This is a genomic window from Acaryochloris sp. CCMEE 5410, from assembly GCF_000238775.2.
Taxonomy (GTDB): Bacteria; Cyanobacteriota; Cyanobacteriia; order Thermosynechococcales; family Thermosynechococcaceae; genus Acaryochloris.
Map to the genome: position 1 here is coordinate 4,126,940 of NZ_AFEJ02000001.1, position 20,314 is coordinate 4,147,253.

Here is a 20,314-nt window from a genome sequence, read left to right on the forward strand (position 1 = left end):
CCCACCACCCAGGTGCGCGATATTTGCCCCTTGACTCTTTAGTTAACTGTAGGGTTTAGCCTATGAATGACTCCAATTGTACAGGGAGGTGAGTGATGACGACCTTAAACACAACCCAGACACCCGTTAAGCTCTATCGCATGTCCACCCCAGACCATGACTGTCCCTGGGGCCTGAAGGCTATCCATTTGCTCAAGGAGCAAGGTATTGAGTATGAAGACCACCCCTTGCGCTCTAAGGAAGAGGTGGAGGCATTTAAAACAAAACATGAGGTCCCCACCACACCACAAATTTTCATTGGCGAGGAACGCATCGGGGGTTATACCGATCTAGCACAACATTTTGGTGTGGAAGTTGAGGCTGCTGACTACTCCTACACCCCTGTAGTTGCCCTCTTTTCCACGGCTGGCCTGATTACCCTTGCAACCTCGTTAGGGATGACCGGTTTTATGGGAGTATCACTTTCAATGCTGGCATCCCTGAAGCTAATGGACCTGGATGCCTTTGTCGAAGGATTTCAGAAGTATGACCTGATTACCCAAACATTCAAGCCCTATGCAAAGTCTTACCCCTTTGCCGAACTGCTGATTGGCCTGGGTTTCTTGTCTGGAGTGGCACCACTATTAACTGGGATCAGTTCACTGTTGATTGGAACCAGTGGTGCTATCTCTGTGTTCAAAGCAGTCTATATCGACAAACTGGCGTTGAACTGTGCCTGCGTAGGCGGGAATACTAAGACGCCATTGGGTATTGTCAGCTTTGCCGAAAACGCGATTATGGCTGGTATGGGGGCTTTTCTAATATTTACGTCAGTGGGTGACAGAACCCTGGAAACAGTGCAGACGCCAGATTCGTTATCTTCTGCTGTGGTGCAGCTTAGGGATGACGTGTAAAAAATTGACCTGCACGGCTCAACTCATGCAGATGGCGTAAGAATCTTGTCGAGTTTTTAACCTTCTCCGTTCAAAGTATCTGCGAAAGCAGTTTTCTCTATCGCTGGCCCACGTTCATGCGGGTGAGCTGATCTCTTGTAGAGAAATCGATGCAGATTTCTGGGTAGGTATGTCTTTTAAGCGGCGTAAGTTTCTCTCTCTAGTCAGTCTGGCTGGCTTGGGAGTTGGCGTTCTGCATCATCAGGCTCAATCCCAGGAGCCAATTCAGGAAAGATTGGTTAGAAGAACCCATATATTGGGTTCAACCCCATCTCATCTACGATTCGTCGCAGTGGGGGATGTGGGCACAGGAAAACGGTCTCAGTTTAAGGTTGCTCAATCCATGATGGCGTACTGCAAGCAATATCCCTTTTCTCTGGTTTGGCTTGTGGGAGATAACATCTACAACTCAGGAGATATTCACCGAGTTAAGAGCGTATTTGAAAAACCCTATAACGCTTTACTGCAAAGTGATGTGACGTTTCATGCCGTGTTAGGCAATCATGATGTTCGATCCAACGAAGGTAAGGATCAGCTGCGCTATCCGGGGTACAACATGCTGGGGCGATACTATACGTTTGGGGATGAACTGGCTCAATTCTTTGCCCTAGATACCAATCCTGGCCATCATTGGCCCGCCCAACTCGAATGGCTAGAACAAGCATTATCTCGATCGCAAGCAGCCTGGAAAATTGTGTTGGGACACCACAATATCTATTCTTCAGGTTGGCATGGTGCATTTCAGCACTGGGTTGAATCATGGGGACCATTGATGGGCCATATTCCTAGTCAACCGATGCTTTTAAAGCAGCTCCCTCCGTTGTTTAACAAATATAGCTGTATGTCAATGGGCATGAACACCATTACGAACGAACTCAACCTATTCGTGGCACCACCTATCTAACCTGTGGCATTGGTGGGGCAAAGTCATCGGCACCCGCGTCTAAGCCCATCACTTTATCGGTCAAGGTATCTTTGGCAGTTAGCATTAACACAAACCCGCTATACCCTGAACGACGTAGTTGTTGACAGAGACTAATCCCATCCAAACGCGGCAGCATGATATCTATATAGAATCAGCTCATAGTCAGCCGTTTGGGTATAGTGCCAGCCGAGTTCACCATCTGCCGCTAAATCGACAATGTAATGTTGATGACGCAAATCTTCGGCTAGGGGCTTGGCAATCCGATCATCATCCTCAACCAGCAGAATTCTCATGTGGTGGTTCTCACTGGATAATGATGCATTGTGTTTATTTCCCAGATGGTAGCCATGAATTGCTCCTTTCTGCTCTGGATCCTGTTGGGTGAGTCAGCAGAACAACTTGGCTAGGTATGGTCTGTGGAATGTTGAGTTGTCCGAGTACTCGTTTCATGACTGCTCTGAGGTGAACCAAGGGGGTTGCTCGTTGTAGATGGCTCAATTTGTCCAGAACATCATATTGATGAGCAACCTGCCAACCCCAAGTTTGAAAAAATCCCGGTCCTTGATGGGGTGCAAATTTAAAAGCAGGTTCTCCATTGGCAACGTATTGATCATAAAGGGTGTGGTTGTATTGCATATGCTAACCCCTTAATACGGTCGGTGCAGCTAATTCTAATATCCACCAGCTGATACAGGGCTGTTGCCTTAAATGGGCAGCGAGTTTCGAAACCTGATGCTCAGACCAATACCCTAAGAGCCCTTCAATGATTACAAGAGCGGGTTTTGAGAGTTGATGGGTAATAGAGAAAAGGGAGCGTCTGAACGTTGAATCAGCTAAATCCCCCTTAATTCGCTTAAGGATGCATCGAGATTTTACCCCCAGGAGCTGTTGGTGTTTGTACTCTAATATGCCTGGCAGATCGACGTCTAACCAGATCAAAGATGATGGAAGGTTCAGCCGATAAGGCCGAGTATCCAGACCTGCTCCTAAGTTCATCACAAGACCAATATTTTCATGGGCAATTCGCTCTTGGACCAGCTTGTCAATCAGATGAGTTCGAATCGCGATCGCATCTGCATACGGTTGAGCATCTCCTGATAGGGCCTGAAAAAGTTGCCCTTGCCCACCCGCCAACTGTCGTGCCCAAGGATCTTGAAAGAGTGCGTCACTGCGCTCTGATTCCAAGGCTCGAGATAAGGCTACTAGGTAGGCAGATTCTGAAAGTTTGCTCATGGCAAACGTGGCATAAAGCCCAAAGAAACAGCCTTTACCGTAGGCAGTGAATGTCAAGAACTCGACAAGATATATTTTTACGGTGTCAGGGGTAGGTCGCTATTATCGAACGCCAATCAGAATCATAAATTGATAAGGATCTAGCATCAGCTTTTGGGTCGCGGTGATCGTGGTTCCTGACACAATATCTGTAAAAGTTTTGCGCATACCGAGTAGCCGTAACTGCCTCCCCACAATGGCCTGCTCACGTTCCGTAAAGTTGCCGAGCACCAACACACTTTGATCATCATGGTGGCGGAAATAGCCAAATACATGATCATTGCCTGGATCCATCAAGACCGTTTCTGACCCCGTAAAAGCCCGGTTTTGCTGACGAATATGAATCAGCCTCAACAGTCCCAAATAGATTCTCCCCCAGACTTCTTCTGAGTTTCGGCGCGAGTCAGCCCGTTCCCAATCGAACGTGAGTCGATGCGTCCATCGACTATCTCCATCCTTCTCGGGGGATTGACCATAGTCATAGTCGTTGAGGATACCTAGCTCATCTCCTAAATAAAGCAGGGGAATGCCTCCAATAGTTAATAAAATGCCGTGAAGCAGCAGAATTCGCCGGATGGCCAGCTCCACTTGGGCTAAATCCTGTTCATAGAGCCCTTTCTCAAGACCACACAGAGAAGCTGTAGTCCCAGAAATACGGGCGAGTTGGGTTTCTAGGTTTTCTTGGAAAGGCAGGCCGCGGGCAAAACTATTTTCAAATCGATTGGTATAAAAAGCCGTCAAGAACTGCCGATGGTGCAACGGATTGATATTCAGTTCCCAGGCATCATTATCCGAAAAGGTCCAGCCAATATCGTCATGGCACCGGATATAGTTAACCCAAGCACAGCCGTCGGGCAGATCAAACCGCTTTTGCATGGCATGGCGCAACAATTGAGTATTCCGAGTTGCTAGCGCTTCCCATAACAGGGCCATCAACTGTGGATTGTAGGATAGCGGACATTCTTCTTCACTGATATAGCGTCTGACTTCATCGGGATGGACGATTGCTTCCGATTTGAAAACCATCGCTGGAGCCGCAATTTGCAGCACCACATTAAAGGCTTGAATCAGTAAATGGGCTTCTGGGAGATTCTCACACGAACTCCCTAGCCGCTTCCATAAAAAGGCGACGGCATCTAGCCGTAGAACTTCGACCCCCACATTGGCCAGGAACAGCATTTCCTCAGCCATATGGCTAAAAACTGTGGGATTTTCGTAATTGAGGTCCCACTGATAATTACAAAACGTCGTCCAAATCCATTTGCGAATCTTGGTGCGGTAGGTAAAACAACCCGGATGCTCATCGGGGAAAACTGAATTAACCGTTTGTTCAAACTGATCGGGTAGCTCGCGATCGCGATACATCCGGTAGTACTCCTGATGCTCCCGATCGCCTGCCATAGCTCGCTTGGCCCATTGATGCTCATCGGACGTATGGTTAAACACGAAGTCCAGGACCAGACTAATGCCATGTTGCCGCAGTTCAGTGGCGAGATCAGCCAGTTCCTCCATCGTGCCGAGGGAGGGATCGACCTCGCGATAGCTACTCACGGCATAGCCCCCATCATTGTCGCCTTCTAGGGTTTTGAATAAAGGCATCAGATGAAGGTAGGTGATCCCTAGTTCCGTGAGATACGGGATGCGATCGCGGATGCCACTCAAATCACCTGCAAAGAGATCGACGTAACACATAGCCCCTACCATCCGATGGGACTGATACCAGTGGGGGTCTGCTTCTCGCATCACATCCAAGGCCTTCAGTTCATCGGGCCGTTTCATCCACATATGGGTGGTTGAATCTAAAATCTGTTCTAGATGATAGAAAAAGTCATACTGATGGCCATACAGCTGATACAGCAAGCCAAATAAACGGGGAAAGTGGGTTTTAATGCGCTGAACATAGCTTTGCCATGTCCCTTGATCAATTTGGTCCGCATAGCGAACTTCTAAACGGGGCATTAACCGGGATAGGGACTTGATACTGTGTCGCTTGAGGGCTACAGCATCCATGGCTTCTTGCATCGGCATGGGTAATGGAGTGATATGGCAATAGTGTATCGGTAACCAGGATGTCTGCAGGGAGATGAACCGCCTATAGGTCCAGCTGACCCCTTGCATATAGTGCCCAAAGATGAATCATTCCAGCGTAATCCCACGATTTTCTGGGGTATATTTCTATATCTCTGCCCAAACTGCAACCTGACGTTCCATGTCAGAGAATAGAGATGTTCTTGCTCGCCATTAACAGATTGCTCCTTTCGATATCCTCAACCGATCAAGCCTGTCTAGATCTGCTGAGATAGATCTGCTGAGAAATGTGGGCCTGGAACGTCGGCACAAAATTGTTTTAGTAGGGAATTCAACCCTCAAGCGGCTATCAGCTAAAGTCACGGAGCATCTTTTTGATTTCCAGATTATGCATCTCTTCCTGGCCAATTTTGGTGCGGGCATATTCTTCCAGGTAAATACTGGCGTTTTCTACAACATCTAAGAGCTGTTTGTAGAGATTCAGGGCCAACTGCTCATGGTTCAAGCTTTCTTGCAGCAAGTTTCTGACGGCATGCTGATTGGTTTCTTCGATGGGAGCAATCTTTTGGCTCGGATGCCCTTCCAAGCCAGTGATGATTTCTCCCGCTTCCTGGGCATGAGTAAGGGATTCACTCGCTTGCGATTTAAAGAAGTCCACAATGGGTAATCGATTTGGCCCCGTTACCATCAACCCATAGTGGGTATAGCGGACAACCCCTGCCAATTCAAATTCCATAATGCGATTAAGAAGGGCAATGGTTGCTGCGGTATCGAGATCTCTCATAGGTAGAAGAAATTTAAACGGATTAGGATGTCTCTGTAGCACCCTGAATGCCTGACTGTCGTGACATTGCGGTGGCAGAGAAGAAACCCAAGTGTAACACTTGTTTTTGACCAGACTAGGCTGATCAACGCAAAAGCGTTACAGACAAAATATTGAGATAACCGGCAGGGTGGATGGCCGCTATGATAGGTGACCCTCAAAGGCTATCCCATTTGCCGTAGCCACCTGGGAATCTGTTCTGAGAATTTATGATGATAATTCTGGGCTTCACTGGCGCTCATGCCTTCATGGCGGGCATCTTCAAGCAGCTTGCTCATGGACCGCATACGGTCTTCTACGTCCACCCAAGAATCCGGCGATGCTTTCAAGAGGGCATTGAGCTGAGAGCGGATGCGATCCGCTGCAGGCGTACCATTGACGGGAGAAGCCGCTGGACTTGAAGACGCTGACTGCAGTCGAGGGGCCGGCACTTCACAAGCGACCGGCGGTGCATGGGTGCTAATCAGATATTGCTCTAAGCGAGACGGCAAGCTGGGGGGAGGGTCTAATAGCTGGCTTTGAGGGGGGATGTAGGTATGGGTCTGGTCGTCATAGGCCAGAACTTCTCCGGTTTCGATGTGATAAATCCAGCCATAAATTTGCAGTTTGCCCTGCAGCAGCCGCGATCGCACAATGGGATACGTCTTCAGATTATCAATCTGTACCAAGACATTTTCGGCTACTAAAATTTCAACCCGCTCTTCCCCTTGAGATTCGGGGTAGTTCTCTGCCACCAATCGTCGGGTGGTTTCGGCATGTTGTAACCAGTCATAGACCAAGGGCATATCGGCTTGCAGCTTATTCAGCTTCATCAGCCCTTTCATCGCCCCGCAGTGGGAATGGCCGCAGATCACCACTTGATCGATCTCTAGAGCAGCAATGGCATATTCAATGGTGCCGCCTTCGCCGCCATTGGCCGCTCCATAGGGAGGCACAATATTACCGGCATTGCGAATCACAAATAATTCCCCGACGTCTGTCTGAGTGATCAGATTGGGGTCAACCCGCGAATCAGAGCAGGAGATAAATAAGACACGGGGCTTTTGACCGTGAGAGAGTTCTTCTAAGAGTTCTTGATTTTGGGCAACATAGCTTTGCTTAAACTCTTGTAGACCACGAACTAGCTTTTTCACGACTCAACTTCCTTGACATGACTTGGCGCGAACCATGTCATCCGGCTTAGTCCACGCAAGTTCTGGGCTTGTAATCTTCTCAAGACTTCAGTTTAAACTATATTCAAGCAGTCAAAAGATATAAAAAATTTATCGTTCCCATCATGCCGTGATCCGTTGGCGATTCGGTTCGGTAATCTTCTCATAACCGGATGTTTGGGGTCCTAGAGGCAGCATGCAAGATAGACGCTACCCTTATCAAGCTTTTGATCCAACCTTAATTCGCTCCTTTTTTGAGTCGGTGGGCCCGCATCTGACCCTCCATTCCGTAGAGCTGTGCACAGCGGGAAAAAGCAATACCAACTTCAAGTTAACCTTGAGCGATGGCAGTGTATATATCCTGAGGTTGTACGTCAACAGCAAGCCTGAGCAAGACGCCTATATTTTTAAACTCGTGAAGGATATTGTCCCTGTACCTGAGCTACTGGCTCAAGGACCCCAGTGGGCCATCTTGTCGTTTTTGCCTGGGCAGCTGTTGACTGAGACACCAGACCATGTGGAGCAGACCGCCACGGCTCTTGCCCGTCTCGCTGACCTCAAATTCAATATGCCGGGTCAGCTACAGACAGATGGATCGATCACCCCCTTCGACTTTGGCGGACTCTCGGACTATATGGCGCAACAGCTCCATCATCCAGAGGTTCAGTCTTGGCTCGGCTTAGACGGGCTGAAACGTCTGCAGCATCTCCTAGCTCAAGAGGCGCATCGCCTCCAGGAACTCGATACCTCAGCCTGTCTTGTTCATGGAGACTTCAATCCCACCAATATTCTGATTCAGGACGGTCAGGTGAGTGGCTTACTCGATTGGGACTATTGCCATTCGGGAACGCCCTACATGGATATTGGCAATCTGCTCCGGCATACCCCCATCAACCAGCACCCACAAATTAAGGCAGGACTGGAACGGAGAGGGATGAGGTTGCCGCCGGATTGGCAGCGACGGGCTGAGCTGGTTGATTTGGCCAGTCAGTTAGAATTCTTGACCTCTAGTCGTTCTGACACCTTTAAACAGCAATGTGTCCGTCGAATTGATCGGACGGTCTGTGGGTGAGCCTGCTGAGCCAGCGGATGCCGTCAGGATAGATTAGGGCGTAGGGACGCCTGTTCCGGGTCTGACCATGGGGGGAGATTTAGACTTATTGAGTTGGCGCAACCACATCCAGCCGATGACGGCAATAACCAAGGAGATCCAGCCCGTTGTCGGTTGCAGTAGCAAAAAGCCGCCCACCGTAAACATGGAACCAAACAGAATTAAGCTGGACGCGAGCACTCGCAGAATATCTTTGCCTAAATCTTGTAAGGGAGCGAGTCCAGTCTGAGATTGTTGCCGCGTCCACCCAGGTCCACCGGGACGAACTTTGGCGTAAAACTTGTTTAAGGTTGCCTCCGATTCGGGGGGCGTTAGCAGCATGGCGGCAACCCAAATCACGGTAGTGATGGAGGTAGTGACGAGCAGCTTCAAACCAAAATCATCGATTTTAAGCACGGGAATGATAGTAGTGAGTAAGCCAATCAGGAAGCCTCCTAGCATAGACGCTAATTCAGCTGCTGCATTAATCCGCCACCAATACCATCGCAAAATTAAGACCAGACCTGGTCCGGTGCCAATGGCAATCACAAGTTTGAAGACATCCACCACGCTTTCAGAGTAGAAGGCTGCAATGGCACCAATTAGGGTGACCAAGACTGAGGCAACGCGGCCTGCAGAAATGAGTTGAGCTTGAGAGGCCTGGGGATTCATAAACCGCAGGTAGAGATCATTGGTTAAATAGGAAGCGCCCCAATTGATGGAAGTGGAGACGGTACTCATAAAGGCGGCTACCAGAGAAGCGAACACTAGACCCAGTAAGCCTTGAGGGAGATAGTCTTTCATCAGGAGGAAGTACCCCAATTCCTGATCTTTGGTATCGGGATAGAGCACTACTGCCGCTAAACCCACCAAAATCCAGGGCCAGGTGCGCACTACATAGTGCATGATATTGAACAACCAAGCGGATTTTTCAGCTTCTTGTTCATCCTTAGCTGCCGCGAGCCGTTGAACAAATTCACCGCCGCCATCACTACGGCGAAAGGACCACCATTGCAGAAAGATGTAGGCGAAAAAGGCATTAATACTAATCCCTGCCGATTCACTCCACTGCAGCCAACCCCCTTCGCCTCCTATCTTTAAAGGGACGAAAGATAAAACATCATGATTCGTGGCTTGCTGGGCTTGCTCGACCAGGAGGTTGATACCGCCAATTTGCTGGACAGCGGCAACGGCAACGATTAAAGCCCCCACTAAGGCTAAGAAAAACTGGAAGAAATCAGTGGCGACCACCCCCCATAAACCGGAGAGGCCAGCATAGATTAAGACAAAAATACTGACGGCGATGACTGTCCACAGTTTGAGATCGCTGTCGGCCCCAATGCCTATACTTTGCCAAACGCCCAGGGCATCCACCATTTTCACCATGGCTAACATGGCATAGCCGATGCCAATGCAATTGATGGGAACTGCAAATAGAAAGGCTTTGGTGCCCCGTAGTACGGCCGCCGTGTTACCGCCGTAGCGCATTTCCGTTAACTCAGCGTCAGTAATAATTTCTGAGCGCCGCCATAATCTCGCGAAGATATAGATCATGACGATATGGGCAAAGCCAAAACTCCACCATAGCCAATTGCCAGCAATGCCTTTAGTGGCGACTAAACCTGCCACCACTAACGGGGTATCGATTGAAAAAGTTGTTGCGGCCATACTGGTTCCAGCCAGCCACCAAGGTAAAGAACGACCCGATACAAAGAAATCAGCTAGACTACCCGATGCTTTCCGAGACAAATAGATGCCAACGAAAAGAGTAAACACCAAGTAGGCTGCGACAATAATCCAATCAAAAAGCTGCATAAGTGATGGTGTATACAATTTTGCTTGCCGTCATCATGCCATAGACTGGCTGGATTACAGGATGTTCCACGTGGACGATGCCTGGGTTAGATATCCCCGTCTAGCGGTAGCATTCCCCCTAAAACGGCAACTCAGTGGAAACCTATCGGCAAGCTGACTTTTACATCTCTTTAAATAAGCCAGTCAATCAGTCAAGGAACGTTGAGTGCATAAACCCATCGACCCAACCCTACTGAGTGAAGGAAGAGATTGGCGTCTCTCATCAAAATTCACTAGATAAGGAACATCACCATGCAACGCTCTACTCTCATGCACTTGACTCAGACCGCAACTCAACGCCTGTTGACGTTAGGAGCCTTAGTCACTCTCTCTGCCAGTAGCGTGATGGCAGCGCCGCAGCAGTCTCAATGCCCGGACGGTTGGGAACCCTCTCCTAGTCCCGCCACTCAATGTCAACCCGGCAGTTTTACGCATCAGACTCCTCAACCGCTGCGTTTTCGCAGAGCGGATCTAAAGGTTCGGCAGTATCGATTTAGTCGCAGGAGTACCAAACGAATCAAGATTCAGGTGGCGAATGCCGGACTTAGAGCAGCACGGCCTACGGTGCTACGCCTGACAGTTCGCCGTATTGATGGCACACCGGTCGGGCGGATGATGAAGATCAAAGTGCCCGTTATTAACGGTCGGCAAACCCAATGGGTGAGCTTGAATGCCGCTCAGATTTTGCCCAAAACAGTGGCCCTCAAAGACACCACCTTTCGCATTGATGTGGATTCAACGAATTTCGTGAAAGAATCCAACGAAAAAAACAATACCACTTGGCACAACCTTTAGGGGATGTGGATCGGGAGAGAGTGTTGTGTCTAGGGCTCTCTTCCTGCGGCTTTTTGCCTGAGAATACACCGTCCACATGTGATGGTTATCACTTCTCCAGACTTGAACTATCACAGCTGCTATAGACCGGTATCACGGCTATCAGCATGATGAATGGCTAATAATTTTGTCATTCCAGTCTAACTCTGTGGCTGCCCGACTCAATTCGCCACGGGGCACAAGAGGAGATTTTGATAGTAACGCTTGTTTATTCTGTTGTTGCTGAGCAATAGGTTATGACTCATCCCCAAGATTTTGAGCAGAGTTCCCAATTCGATCGCTACGGTGCTGGATCTACCCCGAACCTCACGGTTGAAATTTCTAGTCGTCCACTCTATCGTCAAGTTCGGAGACAGAGATCTGGGATGACGCCTATGGACTCTATCGAGTTTGAAGGTACGGCATTGGATCAGTTATCCCATGGCAAGGTTGCTTGGTGGGTTGCGATCGCAAGTTGGTTTGTCTATGGCATACCCATGGGAATCTTAGCGTTTCCGGTTCTGGGAGAGCAGGTCAAGGTAATGGGAGACCATCTCATAAAACTCTTCCATTCCCCTTTGTCTGGCACGCTGTGGTTTCAATTTTTGATGATATTGTTTGCCACTGCATTTCTAGTCATGGTGTGTCTTTGTACGCTGATGATTCTGGTGAAAGGGACGATCCGGAAACTCCAACATCGCCGTTAAACTCTCTGGACCCATGATTGAGCTGAGTTTAAAGAGATTGAACCGGCCATACCTATCCCCACTTTTCTTTTTCTAGAGACTCACAAGTTCCTCAACATTCATCCATAAGCTGAAAATAGAGGCTATGGAACAGGAGTCTGAGGATGAGAAAACACCATCATCGGGGGGATGAGCGCCAAAAAATTATTGCCTTATGGACGGCTTTTCTATTGGGCATGCTCTTTCATACCCAACTGGCTTTAATGCCGTTGTTTCATGGGCTGAGTGTGGCCCACTCCCATATCAATGATCTACCCCTCACTACCCTCTTTTGGCTGATGTTGGGCGTCTTTGGCATGGCGATGGCTGCCATTATTGCCACCGCTTTTGTGAAAGGACAACGATACAAAACGCTACATTTTGGCTTGACGTTGCTTTATACCGTCATCAATATTAGCCACCTAGCCCTGGATCTAATCGTTGGAGTCCCCAGCTATCAGCTGTGTCTGATGGGGTATCTGCTGTTGATTGGTCTCCTGCTTAACCTTGTCGCTTTTCAATGGTTTCACTCAGAGTTGGATAAACAACCGGTCTTGAGGTCAGCTCGTTGACTGTTAAGACCGGTTTTCCTGACCGTTCGACCGATGTCTTCCTGGTGCGATCGCAAAAATACGCCCATAATTGGAGTAGCGATTCCCTAAGTGATTCAATCGGACCTAACGTCGGGAGGCCGATGATGCGAATACTTGTTGTTGAGGATGATCAGCCCACCGCTGAAACCTTAACCACGCTCCTAAACCAGTGCAGCTATGCAGTGGAAACTGTGGCGGATGGTGAAGCCGCTGCGGATCTGGTGAATGCCTTTGAATATGACTTGCTCCTGCTGGATGTGATGCTGCCTAAGGTGGATGGCATTACCCTCTGTCGCCAACTGCGAAATCAAGGCCATACCATGCCGATTTTGCTGCTGACGGGCAAGGGGGACAGCCATGACAAAGCGGTGGGTCTCGATGCCGGGGCGGATGATTACGTCGTCAAACCCTTTGACCTAGAAGAATTAGAAGCTCGTATTCGGGCCTTACTGCGTCGGGGACATCTCCATACCTCGCCGATTTTGGAATGGGGTCGCCTGCAGTTGGATCCCAGCTCCACTCAGGTGAGCTATCACCAGCAGCTCCTAGCGTTGACGCCCAAAGAGTATGCGCTGCTGGAATTGCTGATGCGTAACCCTCGGCGGGTCTTTAGCTGCGGCATGTTGCTAGAGCATCTATGGACCTATGAAGACATGCCGGGGGAAGAGGCCGTTAGAACCCATATCAAAGGTTTGCGCCATAAGCTCCGGGATGCGGATGCACCGGCCGATATGATCGAAACGGTGTATGGCATTGGCTATCGTCTTAAACCATTAGCAGAATTAGAAGCAGAAACCCCTTCCTTCCAGCAGGAAAATCAAGCGGCCATTGCCAATATTTGGCAGCGGTATCATGCTCGGATTCGTCAGCAGGTTCAGGCATTGGAACAGGCCAGCGTTGCCTTTCAAACTCACCAGGGCCACCTCAACGCCGATCAACAGCAGCAAGCAGAGCAAGAGGCCCATACCTTAGCAGGGGCCTTGGGCATGTTTGGCATTCATGCGGGGACTCACTTAGCGCGCCAGATTGAGCAACTCCTGCACCAGCCCCAACCTCTAGGAACAGAGGATATTGGAGAATTTCAGCATCAGGTAGAGACGCTCCGACAGACGATTGAGGCCCATGGCCCGGTCTCACCTACCGACACCTTGGATTCCCTAGGCACCCTGCCGTCTTTGCTGGTGATCGATGCCGATCAAGACTGGATAGCTGACTTAACGGACCAAGCTCGATATTGGGACTGGACCGTCCAGACGGTGAAAGATCTAGACGCCGCCCATCGGTCCCTGACTCAGGATGTGCCCCAGGTGATTCTGATGGATTCAGCCGTAGCCGACTGTAAAGATCAAACCCTGGCTTTCCTAGAGCAGGTGACCCATCATACGCCTCCGATTCCGGTCTTGTTCTATGGTCTGCCGGAAGGACTCCATTCGCGGCTAGAAGTGGCTCGTTTGGGGGGGAAAGCTTTTTTAGAGAAACCGATCGCTCCCATGCAGGTGCTCCAAGAGGTGGAGCGGGTGCTGCACCAGTCTCAATCCATCACTGCCAAAGTCATGATTGTGGATGATGATCCGAGTTTGCTGCAGTTACTGCCTCCTTTATTGGAGCCTTGGGGGTTTAAGGTGAGTACCCTTGCTGATTCCAGGCTATTTTGGCAAACCTTAGTGGCGGTCTCTCCAGATCTCCTGATTCTCGATATCGAAATGCCCCATGTGGGGGGGATGGACCTTTGCCAGATCGTCCGCAATGATGCCTACTGGCATAACCTGCCGATTATCTTTCTCACGGCTCATACCGAAGCCGAGACGGTCAATCAGATTTTCGCCCTGGGGGCGGATGATTTTGTCAGTAAACCCGTTGTCGGCCCCGAACTGGTGGTGCGGCTCGTCAATCGTCTGGAGCGCATGCAGCTTTCTCAGCAGCTCTGGCAGGTGGATACCCTCACCAAAGCCTATAAGCGGCAACCCGCCATTGCTCGCTTGGACCAGATGATGAAGCGAGCGCAAGATCTACAGCAACCCTTGAGTCTGGCCTTAGTTAAAGTGACCAATCTGCGGCAGATTAATGCTGAATTTGATTTGGAAACTGGAGACTCGATTTTGCGTCAGGTGGGATATACCCTAGGTCAAGGCTGTGGGAAAGATGATGTGGTGGCTCGCTGGAGTAGCAATGAGTTCTTGATGGGGCTGCAGGATGTCCAGTCGATGGAAGCAGAGGATCATGTCCAACATCTGTGCCAGGACTGTTTGCAGGCCCACGCTCTGACCCATGCAGCTGTGCCCATGCACCTCGACTTAGGGGTGGTGCAATATCCTGAGGCGGGTACGACCTTATCGGCCCTGTACAAAGCTGCCGATTGCCACCGGATGGGGAGGCAAGTGGATGATTGAGCAAGTTCACCTGCTGCCTGAGCAACAGAGCTGGATGACGTCTTTGCTGAATACGTTGCCTGCGCTGGTGGTGATTCTGGATGTCCAGGGACGGATTGTAGGCTTTAATCAGGCCTGTGAACAGGTGTCTGAGTATACCTTTGCGGAGGTGAAAGAGCGATTTCTCTGGCAGGATTTGCTGTTGTCAGAGGAACGGGCTGGTGTACAAGCCGTTTTTGAGCAGTTGTTGTCCCATCAAGGCCCCAGTCAACATCAAAATCACTGGCGAACAAAGACAGGAGGGCGCCGCTTGATTGCTTGGTCGAATTCCGTGATTCAGCAGGGGCATGCGGTCCAATTTGTGATTTGCACGGGCGTTGATATTACGGAACAGCAGCAGTCGGCATTGGCCTTGCAGCAGCAGATTGAGCATGAACGACTGTTGAGTGGTATTGCTGCCCGTATCCGCCAATCCTTAGATCTGCGGACCATCCTCAACACCACCGTGGATGAAGTTCGGCAGCTGTTAGAGACGGATCGGGTGCTGATCTTTCGGATCGAACAAAATTGGGACGGTATCGTGCTAGTGGAATCCGTCGATACGGCCCAATGGCCCTCGATCCTGGGGGTTAAAATTCACGATCCGTGTTTTCCCGATATTTATGGGAGGCCGCCAGAGCACATCCATGCCAGTGCGGTTGATAATATCTACACCGCCAATCTGTCTCCCTGTCATCAAGAGTTACTCCAACAGTTCCAGATTCAAGCCAATTTAGTGGTGCCCATTATTTTGGAGGATCGAGTCTGGGGCTTATTGATGGCCCACCATTGTCGGGAGCCGCGCCATTGGGAGTCCCTAGAGATTAAGTTACTGAGTCGATTGGCGATTCAACTTGCGATCGCAATTCAGCAGTCCGAACTGTATTGCCAACTGCAGGCGGAATTGACGGAGCGTGAACAAGTTGAAGTGGTTCTGCAAGAAGCCAAACATAATCTAGAGCAGCGGGTTGTGGAGCGCACCGCAGCCCTCCGTCAGGCTAACCAACAATTACGGTCTGAACTGCAGACCCGTCAGCAGGCAGAAGCGGCTTTACAGCATTCGCAGAAGCGGATCTCTGGCATTTTGGAAATTGCCGATGATGCCATTATTTCTGTGGATGGCTCCTTTACCATCACCCTGTTCAACCAGGGGGCAGAAAAGATGTTTGGATATCGCCGTCAAGATATCCTCGGTCAGCCTCTGCATAAGCTCTTGCCTGATGATTTAGTGATCTCTCATCAGTCTCAGATGCAGCAGTTTGGTGACCCATCAGTCGATCCATCTATGGCCACCCAGATGGGGACCCGGCGTCGCCCGATCACCGCTCAACGTCGAGATGGCACTTACTTTACGGCGGAGGCCTCTATCTCTAAACTGCAGCTGGGGGAAGAACAGGTCTTTACGGCCATTCTGCGAGACATTACCGAGCGTCTAGAAGCCCAAGCGTCCCTGACCCAGCTCACCCGCCAAAATGAATTGATTCTCAATTCCATGGGGGAAGGACTCTGTGGGCTGGATTTGCAATATCACATCACTTTTGTGAATCCCGCAGCGGCGGAGATGTTGGGCTATGCGATTCCGGACCTGATTGACCAACCCATAGAAATCATTTTGGGAACCCACCCTCAACTCCTAAAAAATGATGAAGATGCCACATATCCCTTTGAAGATTCCTTAGTGTCGGGTACCACCCATCGCTTTATCACGGATGAATTTCGACGGCGAGATGGCACCCTATTCCCGGTGGAATATGTCAGTACCCCCATTCGCGAACAGGATGGGATTACGGGGGCGGTGATCACCTTCAAAGATACGAGCGATCGCCAGGTGGTGGAACGGATGAAGGATGAATTTATTTCCGTGGTCAGCCATGAATTGCGTACGCCGTTGACCTCCATTCATGGGTCTTTGCGTATGCTCACCAGTGGCCTATTATCCCCTCACTCCGATAAGAGTCAGCGCCTCCTCAACATTGCCGTCGATAGTACGGATCGCTTAGTGCGATTAATCAATGACATTCTCGATGTGGAACGGATTGAATCGGGTCAGGTCAGTATGACCAAATACCCGTATAATATTTCAGATTTGATGACCCAATCTGCCGATACGATGCAGGGAATGGCTACTCAAATGCAGGTCACATTAAAGGTGACACCTCTATCAGTGCTAACGGATGTGGATGGCGATCGCATTGTCCAAACAATGACCAATCTTCTGAGTAACGCCATCAAATTTTCTCGTCCGGGAGGCATTGTGGAAATGAACGCTCATCTTATGCCTCAGCAGTCCCCAAGTTGTGCTTTGGCTACCGAACCTGATGCCACATCCCTCTCGCCTGCAGACGCCCCGCAGGTCTGTATTTGGATTCGAGATCAGGGCAGAGGCATTCCCCCGGATAAAATTGACACCATTTTTGAACGGTTTCAGCAAGCCGATTCTTCGGATGCTCGTGACCATGAGGGCACAGGGTTAGGACTTGCCATTTGCCAGAGTATTGTGCATCAACATGGCGGCCAAATTTGGGTAGAAAGTCAGCCAGGGAAAGGGAGCACCTTTTCCTTCACATTACCCATTCAGCGAAATGATACATAAAGGTAGAACGGATACATGACAGCAAAGTGCATCCTCGTAGTGGATAACGAGCTTTACATTCAAGAAGTGGTTCAGATTGCGTTAGAAACGATCAACAACTGGCGTGTCGTCACGGCCAGTTCTGGTGCTGAAGGGCTTCTGAAGGCGGAGAAAGAACGCCCTGATGCCATTCTTTTGGATATGATGATGCCGGATATGGATGGGGCCACTACCTTTCAAAAGTTGCAGGCTAATCCAGTCACGCAAACCATTCCAGTGCTGTTACTGACCGCTAAAATTCAAACAGCGGATCAAAAGCGTTATCAAGCCATGGGTGTCCATTCGACGATTGCCAAGCCCTTTGATCCACTACAGCTCCCCACTCAGATTGCAGATGTATTAGGCTGGCAGTTATAGCCGCCCGATCAAGGGCTTGATCCTTACTCTCTCCTAGTATGAAGCCATCCGAACCTTCTCTTACCCTGTCGATTGCCAGTTTAATGCGTATAGGGGTGATCAGTTTGGGGCTGCTGTTACTATGGCAACTCCAAAATTTAGTCGTAGTGCTGATGATTTCCATCGTCTTGGCCTCTACCCTGGCTCCAATTATTCAACAGGTGGAATCGTTACGAGCGCCTCGATGGTTGGCGGTGCTAGGGGTCTATATCAGTTTGATTGGAGCGGCTATCACTGCCGCGCTGGTGATTGGTCCGACGATCACAGAGCAAATTCAACGTATTGTTGCCGCCCTACCGGGTTATTTAGATGCCCTGACGACGCTGATCGAAGACTCGATTATGCAGTTGGGCATCAGTAAGCCAGAAGATTTAGGCATGATCAATCAGGTATTGGATCTACAAGCTCTGACGGCTTGGACCTTTCGTTCGAGTCAAAAGCTGATTCTCCAGTCCGTAGATATCACCAAAGGCTTATTGGGAGGGGTCTTTAACTTGCTGTTAGCGCTGATTTTGTCAGCCTATATGTTGTCCGATTCCCAACGCTTGCTGCAAGGGCTGGCCGCGCTCTTTCCTCAGCCCTGGGAACAGCGGCTGGCGGATCAAGTCCCTCCCGTGAGTCAACGGATGGGGGCCTATATCCAGGGTCGCCTACTGGTCTCGCTGATTTTGGGAACCACGGTGAGTATTGGCTTGAAGCTGATTGGCATTACGGAAGTGGCGTTGGGACTGGGAGCCATTGCAGGGCTGACGAATTTGATTCCCTTTTTTGGACCCGTACTCGGGGCGATTCCGGCGTTGCTGGTGGCGGTTGCCCAAGGGGGCTGGACGGTGGTGTGGGTGTTTTTGTTGTTTGTGTTGATCCAAAATCTAGAAACCTATGTCCTTGATCCGTTGGTGGTGAGTCCGTCGGTGAATGTGCCGCCCTTGTACCAGCTGTTAGCGGTATTGGGAGGTACCCAAGTTTTGGGAATTATTGGGGCCTTAATTGCCCCACCCTGGGTCGCGGCAGGAGGCGTTCTGATCGAGAATTTATATCTGCAACCCAAACGCGATGCAGAGCAGCAGACTCAGCCTGGGTCAGAGACGGGGTGACTGACGGCTGAGTTCAGATCCTTCATTGCCAAACTTGAGGGGTGATCCTCACAGTTTCCCCAAGTTTGGAGAGTATTCTCCACATAAAGGATACTGGCTGACTTCTGTGATGGAAGCAGTACCTGAATCTGAATAACTGCGTTCGACCCCCCTAAAGACTGATGACGAAGACCTTAATTAATCTCACGTTAGCTATCGTTAAAGAAGAGGCGGAGTTACTCGCAGAGTATTGTCCCAACCCTATCTACCAGGAGGTGCTAGGGAATCCCGCAACTAAACAGGAACTGATGACCTATGTTTTAAGTCGAGTTCCCAATACCTATGTACTGACTGCGGAACCAACGGCCCTGTCTGCTCGTGGACAAACCACTGCCTACCGTCTCCACATTGAGACACTACTGAAGCAAGGCATGGACGCACTTGGCAGCCATCGTCCGATAACTGCCCTTCGAGAGACTCAAACTGTTGGATGAGCGGCTTAATGTCTGTTTTACCTTGCTTAGATGACTAGCCTGACTGTTTGTACTTGTAGATGAGATTGTTTAACCAAGCATTAACGATGCTGGGGGACTGGAGATGACTGCCAACCGATACCAACAACTGATTGACTTTTTGACCCAAGAAGTCGGGATTTCGACAGAGTCGATCAATATTGCCCTGAAGTCTTGTCAACAACAGCAAGGGCCTTTGCCGATGATTCTGTGGCAGTACGGTTTGATTACATTAGAGCAGCTTAATGAGGTCTTTCATTGGATCGAGACATCCTTTGGTCCCGATGAAACCTACAACATTACAATCAACTGTGAAAAATGAGGTTTTATATGTTCTCTTTAACCACTCGACATCAACCTTGGTGGGTCCATATTCAAACCACGATTCCTGATTGTCACTATTATTTTGGTCCCTTCGACAGTATCGAAGAGGCAGAGGCCCATCAATCAGGATATGTAGAAGATTTAGTCCAAGAGCAAGCTTTAGAAATTGTGGTCAAAGTCAGTCGCTGCCAACCTGAAATGTTGACTCTTTGTGATGAAGACGATCTGTATCCTATGGACTGGCGGGATCTGTCTCCCCATGACCGACCGACGGTGCTATGCCATTGCTAGCCTTTAATCGGTGGTAATCCAGAAAAAGCCTGGATCCGTGCGCCGCTGATCATCCAATAATTCAGATTCCCAAATATCAGGATTGGCGGTGGCTTCTAAGGGACGCTTGCCCGACATCTGTAGCTCCAGGTCGGAAGCTGTAGTGGAAGCCTCGCTATTCTCAGAAAAGAGGGTAATCGACGGCTTCACTTCACCCCCCAATGCATCAGCGGATTCTCGTGGTGCAGGGGTAGAGGGAGTGGTTCCGGCCCAGGCAGGACTGGTGAAGGTTGTCAGCAGACTGGCAACCAGGATGAATTTGAGAGAAGTCATGGTAGGTGTGAGGGTTTCAGATACTGGCAGTCTAGAAACTCGCGAGAAAAGTTGGGGTGTCTCAGCCCAGCCTGTAATGGCGATCTAGATCATTGCTAGGATGCCCACTCTCTCGTGAGAGAGATCTGGAAGGATGGGCGTGCGATCGCACCCTCTGTAT

Annotated in this window: 20 protein-coding genes and 1 pseudogene; 13 read left to right on the forward strand and 8 right to left on the reverse strand. The window is 49.8% G+C overall.

Annotated features, from left to right (window positions below; genetic code table 11):
* The first annotated feature begins 95 nt into the window (after positions 1 to 95).
* Both ON05_RS19015 and ON05_RS19020 read left to right on the forward strand, forming a co-directional pair.
* A complete protein-coding gene (locus ON05_RS19015; RefSeq protein ID WP_010476633.1) occupies positions 96 to 893 on the forward strand; it encodes a glutaredoxin in 798 nt (265 codons plus the stop codon).
* Between the two features lie 169 nt (positions 894 to 1,062).
* A complete protein-coding gene (locus ON05_RS19020; protein WP_010476634.1) occupies positions 1,063 to 1,836 on the forward strand; it encodes a metallophosphoesterase in 774 nt (257 codons plus the stop codon).
* A gap of 19 nt (positions 1,837 to 1,855) precedes the next feature.
* Here the strand turns inward: ON05_RS19020 and ON05_RS38625 are convergent.
* From ON05_RS38625 to ON05_RS19055, 6 genes and pseudogenes are all read right to left on the reverse strand, one after another.
* Positions 1,856 to 2,150 (reverse strand): annotated as a pseudogene (locus ON05_RS38625) (response regulator); the annotation flags it as partial.
* A gap of 34 nt (positions 2,151 to 2,184) precedes the next feature.
* Positions 2,185 to 2,493: a hypothetical protein gene (locus ON05_RS19035; protein ID WP_010476637.1), complete on the reverse strand. Its 309-nt coding sequence runs from the start codon at positions 2,491 to 2,493 to the stop codon at positions 2,185 to 2,187.
* A gap of 3 nt (positions 2,494 to 2,496) precedes the next feature.
* On the reverse strand, positions 2,497 to 3,090 hold the full coding sequence (locus ON05_RS19040; protein ID WP_010476638.1) for an SAM-dependent methyltransferase: 594 nt from the start codon (positions 3,088 to 3,090) through the stop codon (positions 2,497 to 2,499).
* Positions 3,091 to 3,192: 102 nt separating this feature from the next.
* Entirely contained in the window at positions 3,193 to 5,139 is a 1,947-nt protein-coding gene (locus tag ON05_RS19045; RefSeq protein ID WP_029315404.1) for an amylosucrase, read from the reverse strand.
* 367 nt (positions 5,140 to 5,506) lie between these two features.
* Entirely contained in the window at positions 5,507 to 5,941 is a 435-nt protein-coding gene (locus tag ON05_RS19050; RefSeq protein ID WP_010476640.1) for a bacterioferritin, read from the reverse strand.
* A 203-nt stretch (positions 5,942 to 6,144) separates the two neighbouring features.
* Complete coding sequence (locus ON05_RS19055) at positions 6,145 to 7,113, reverse strand: carbonic anhydrase (RefSeq protein WP_010476642.1); 969 nt, start codon at positions 7,111 to 7,113, stop codon at positions 6,145 to 6,147.
* A gap of 214 nt (positions 7,114 to 7,327) precedes the next feature.
* Here ON05_RS19055 and ON05_RS19060 point away from each other — a divergent pair, with 214 nt between their 5' ends.
* Positions 7,328 to 8,203 (forward strand): aminoglycoside phosphotransferase family protein, encoded by an 876-nt coding sequence (locus ON05_RS19060; RefSeq protein WP_010476643.1) that lies wholly within the window; start codon positions 7,328 to 7,330, stop codon positions 8,201 to 8,203.
* A gap of 33 nt (positions 8,204 to 8,236) precedes the next feature.
* On the opposite strand, the gene ON05_RS19065 is transcribed toward ON05_RS19060, so the two are convergent.
* Entirely contained in the window at positions 8,237 to 10,036 is a 1,800-nt protein-coding gene (locus ON05_RS19065) for a sodium:solute symporter family protein (protein ID WP_010476644.1), read from the reverse strand.
* Between the two features lie 291 nt (positions 10,037 to 10,327).
* On the opposite strand from ON05_RS19065, the gene ON05_RS19070 reads away from it, so the two are divergent.
* The 10 genes from ON05_RS19070 (at position 10,328) to ON05_RS19115 (ending at position 19,842) form a co-directional block, all read left to right on the forward strand.
* Positions 10,328 to 10,870 (forward strand): CARDB domain-containing protein, encoded by a 543-nt coding sequence (locus tag ON05_RS19070; protein ID WP_010476645.1) that lies wholly within the window; start codon positions 10,328 to 10,330, stop codon positions 10,868 to 10,870.
* Positions 10,871 to 11,145: 275 nt separating this feature from the next.
* The gene (locus ON05_RS19075) at positions 11,146 to 11,595 is read left to right on the forward strand and encodes a hypothetical protein (protein ID WP_010476646.1); all 450 of its coding nucleotides are present in this window, start codon (positions 11,146 to 11,148) and stop codon (positions 11,593 to 11,595) included.
* 143 nt (positions 11,596 to 11,738) lie between these two features.
* Positions 11,739 to 12,185, forward strand: coding sequence for a hypothetical protein (locus ON05_RS19080; protein ID WP_010476647.1), 447 nt, complete (start codon positions 11,739 to 11,741; stop codon positions 12,183 to 12,185).
* Entirely contained in the window at positions 12,182 to 14,596 is a 2,415-nt protein-coding gene (locus ON05_RS19085; protein ID WP_139025953.1) for a response regulator, read from the forward strand. The genes ON05_RS19080 and ON05_RS19085 overlap by 4 nt, the downstream gene beginning before the upstream one ends.
* Entirely contained in the window at positions 14,589 to 17,207 is a 2,619-nt protein-coding gene (locus tag ON05_RS19090) for a PAS domain S-box protein (RefSeq protein WP_010476650.1), read from the forward strand. Before ON05_RS19085 ends, ON05_RS19090 begins: the two co-directional genes overlap by 8 nt.
* A 15-nt stretch (positions 17,208 to 17,222) precedes the next feature.
* Positions 17,223 to 17,603 carry a response regulator gene (locus ON05_RS19095; RefSeq protein ID WP_010476652.1) on the forward strand — a complete coding sequence of 127 codons (381 nt, stop codon included), beginning with the start codon at positions 17,223 to 17,225 and terminating at the stop codon, positions 17,601 to 17,603.
* A gap of 38 nt (positions 17,604 to 17,641) precedes the next feature.
* Positions 17,642 to 18,736: an AI-2E family transporter gene (locus tag ON05_RS19100; protein WP_010476653.1), complete on the forward strand. Its 1,095-nt coding sequence runs from the start codon at positions 17,642 to 17,644 to the stop codon at positions 18,734 to 18,736.
* Positions 18,737 to 18,897: 161 nt separating this feature from the next.
* The gene (locus ON05_RS19105) at positions 18,898 to 19,209 is read left to right on the forward strand and encodes a hypothetical protein (RefSeq protein WP_010476654.1); all 312 of its coding nucleotides are present in this window, start codon (positions 18,898 to 18,900) and stop codon (positions 19,207 to 19,209) included.
* Between the two features lie 103 nt (positions 19,210 to 19,312).
* On the forward strand, positions 19,313 to 19,549 hold the full coding sequence (locus tag ON05_RS19110) for a DUF2949 domain-containing protein (RefSeq protein ID WP_010476655.1): 237 nt from the start codon (positions 19,313 to 19,315) through the stop codon (positions 19,547 to 19,549).
* A gap of 8 nt (positions 19,550 to 19,557) precedes the next feature.
* Positions 19,558 to 19,842, forward strand: coding sequence for a DUF1816 domain-containing protein (locus tag ON05_RS19115; RefSeq protein WP_010476656.1), 285 nt, complete (start codon positions 19,558 to 19,560; stop codon positions 19,840 to 19,842).
* 3 nt (positions 19,843 to 19,845) lie between these two features.
* Here ON05_RS19115 and ON05_RS19120 read toward each other — a convergent pair whose 3' ends face one another.
* Entirely contained in the window at positions 19,846 to 20,154 is a 309-nt protein-coding gene (locus ON05_RS19120; protein WP_010476657.1) for a hypothetical protein, read from the reverse strand.
* Positions 20,155 to 20,314 lie beyond the last annotated feature (160 nt).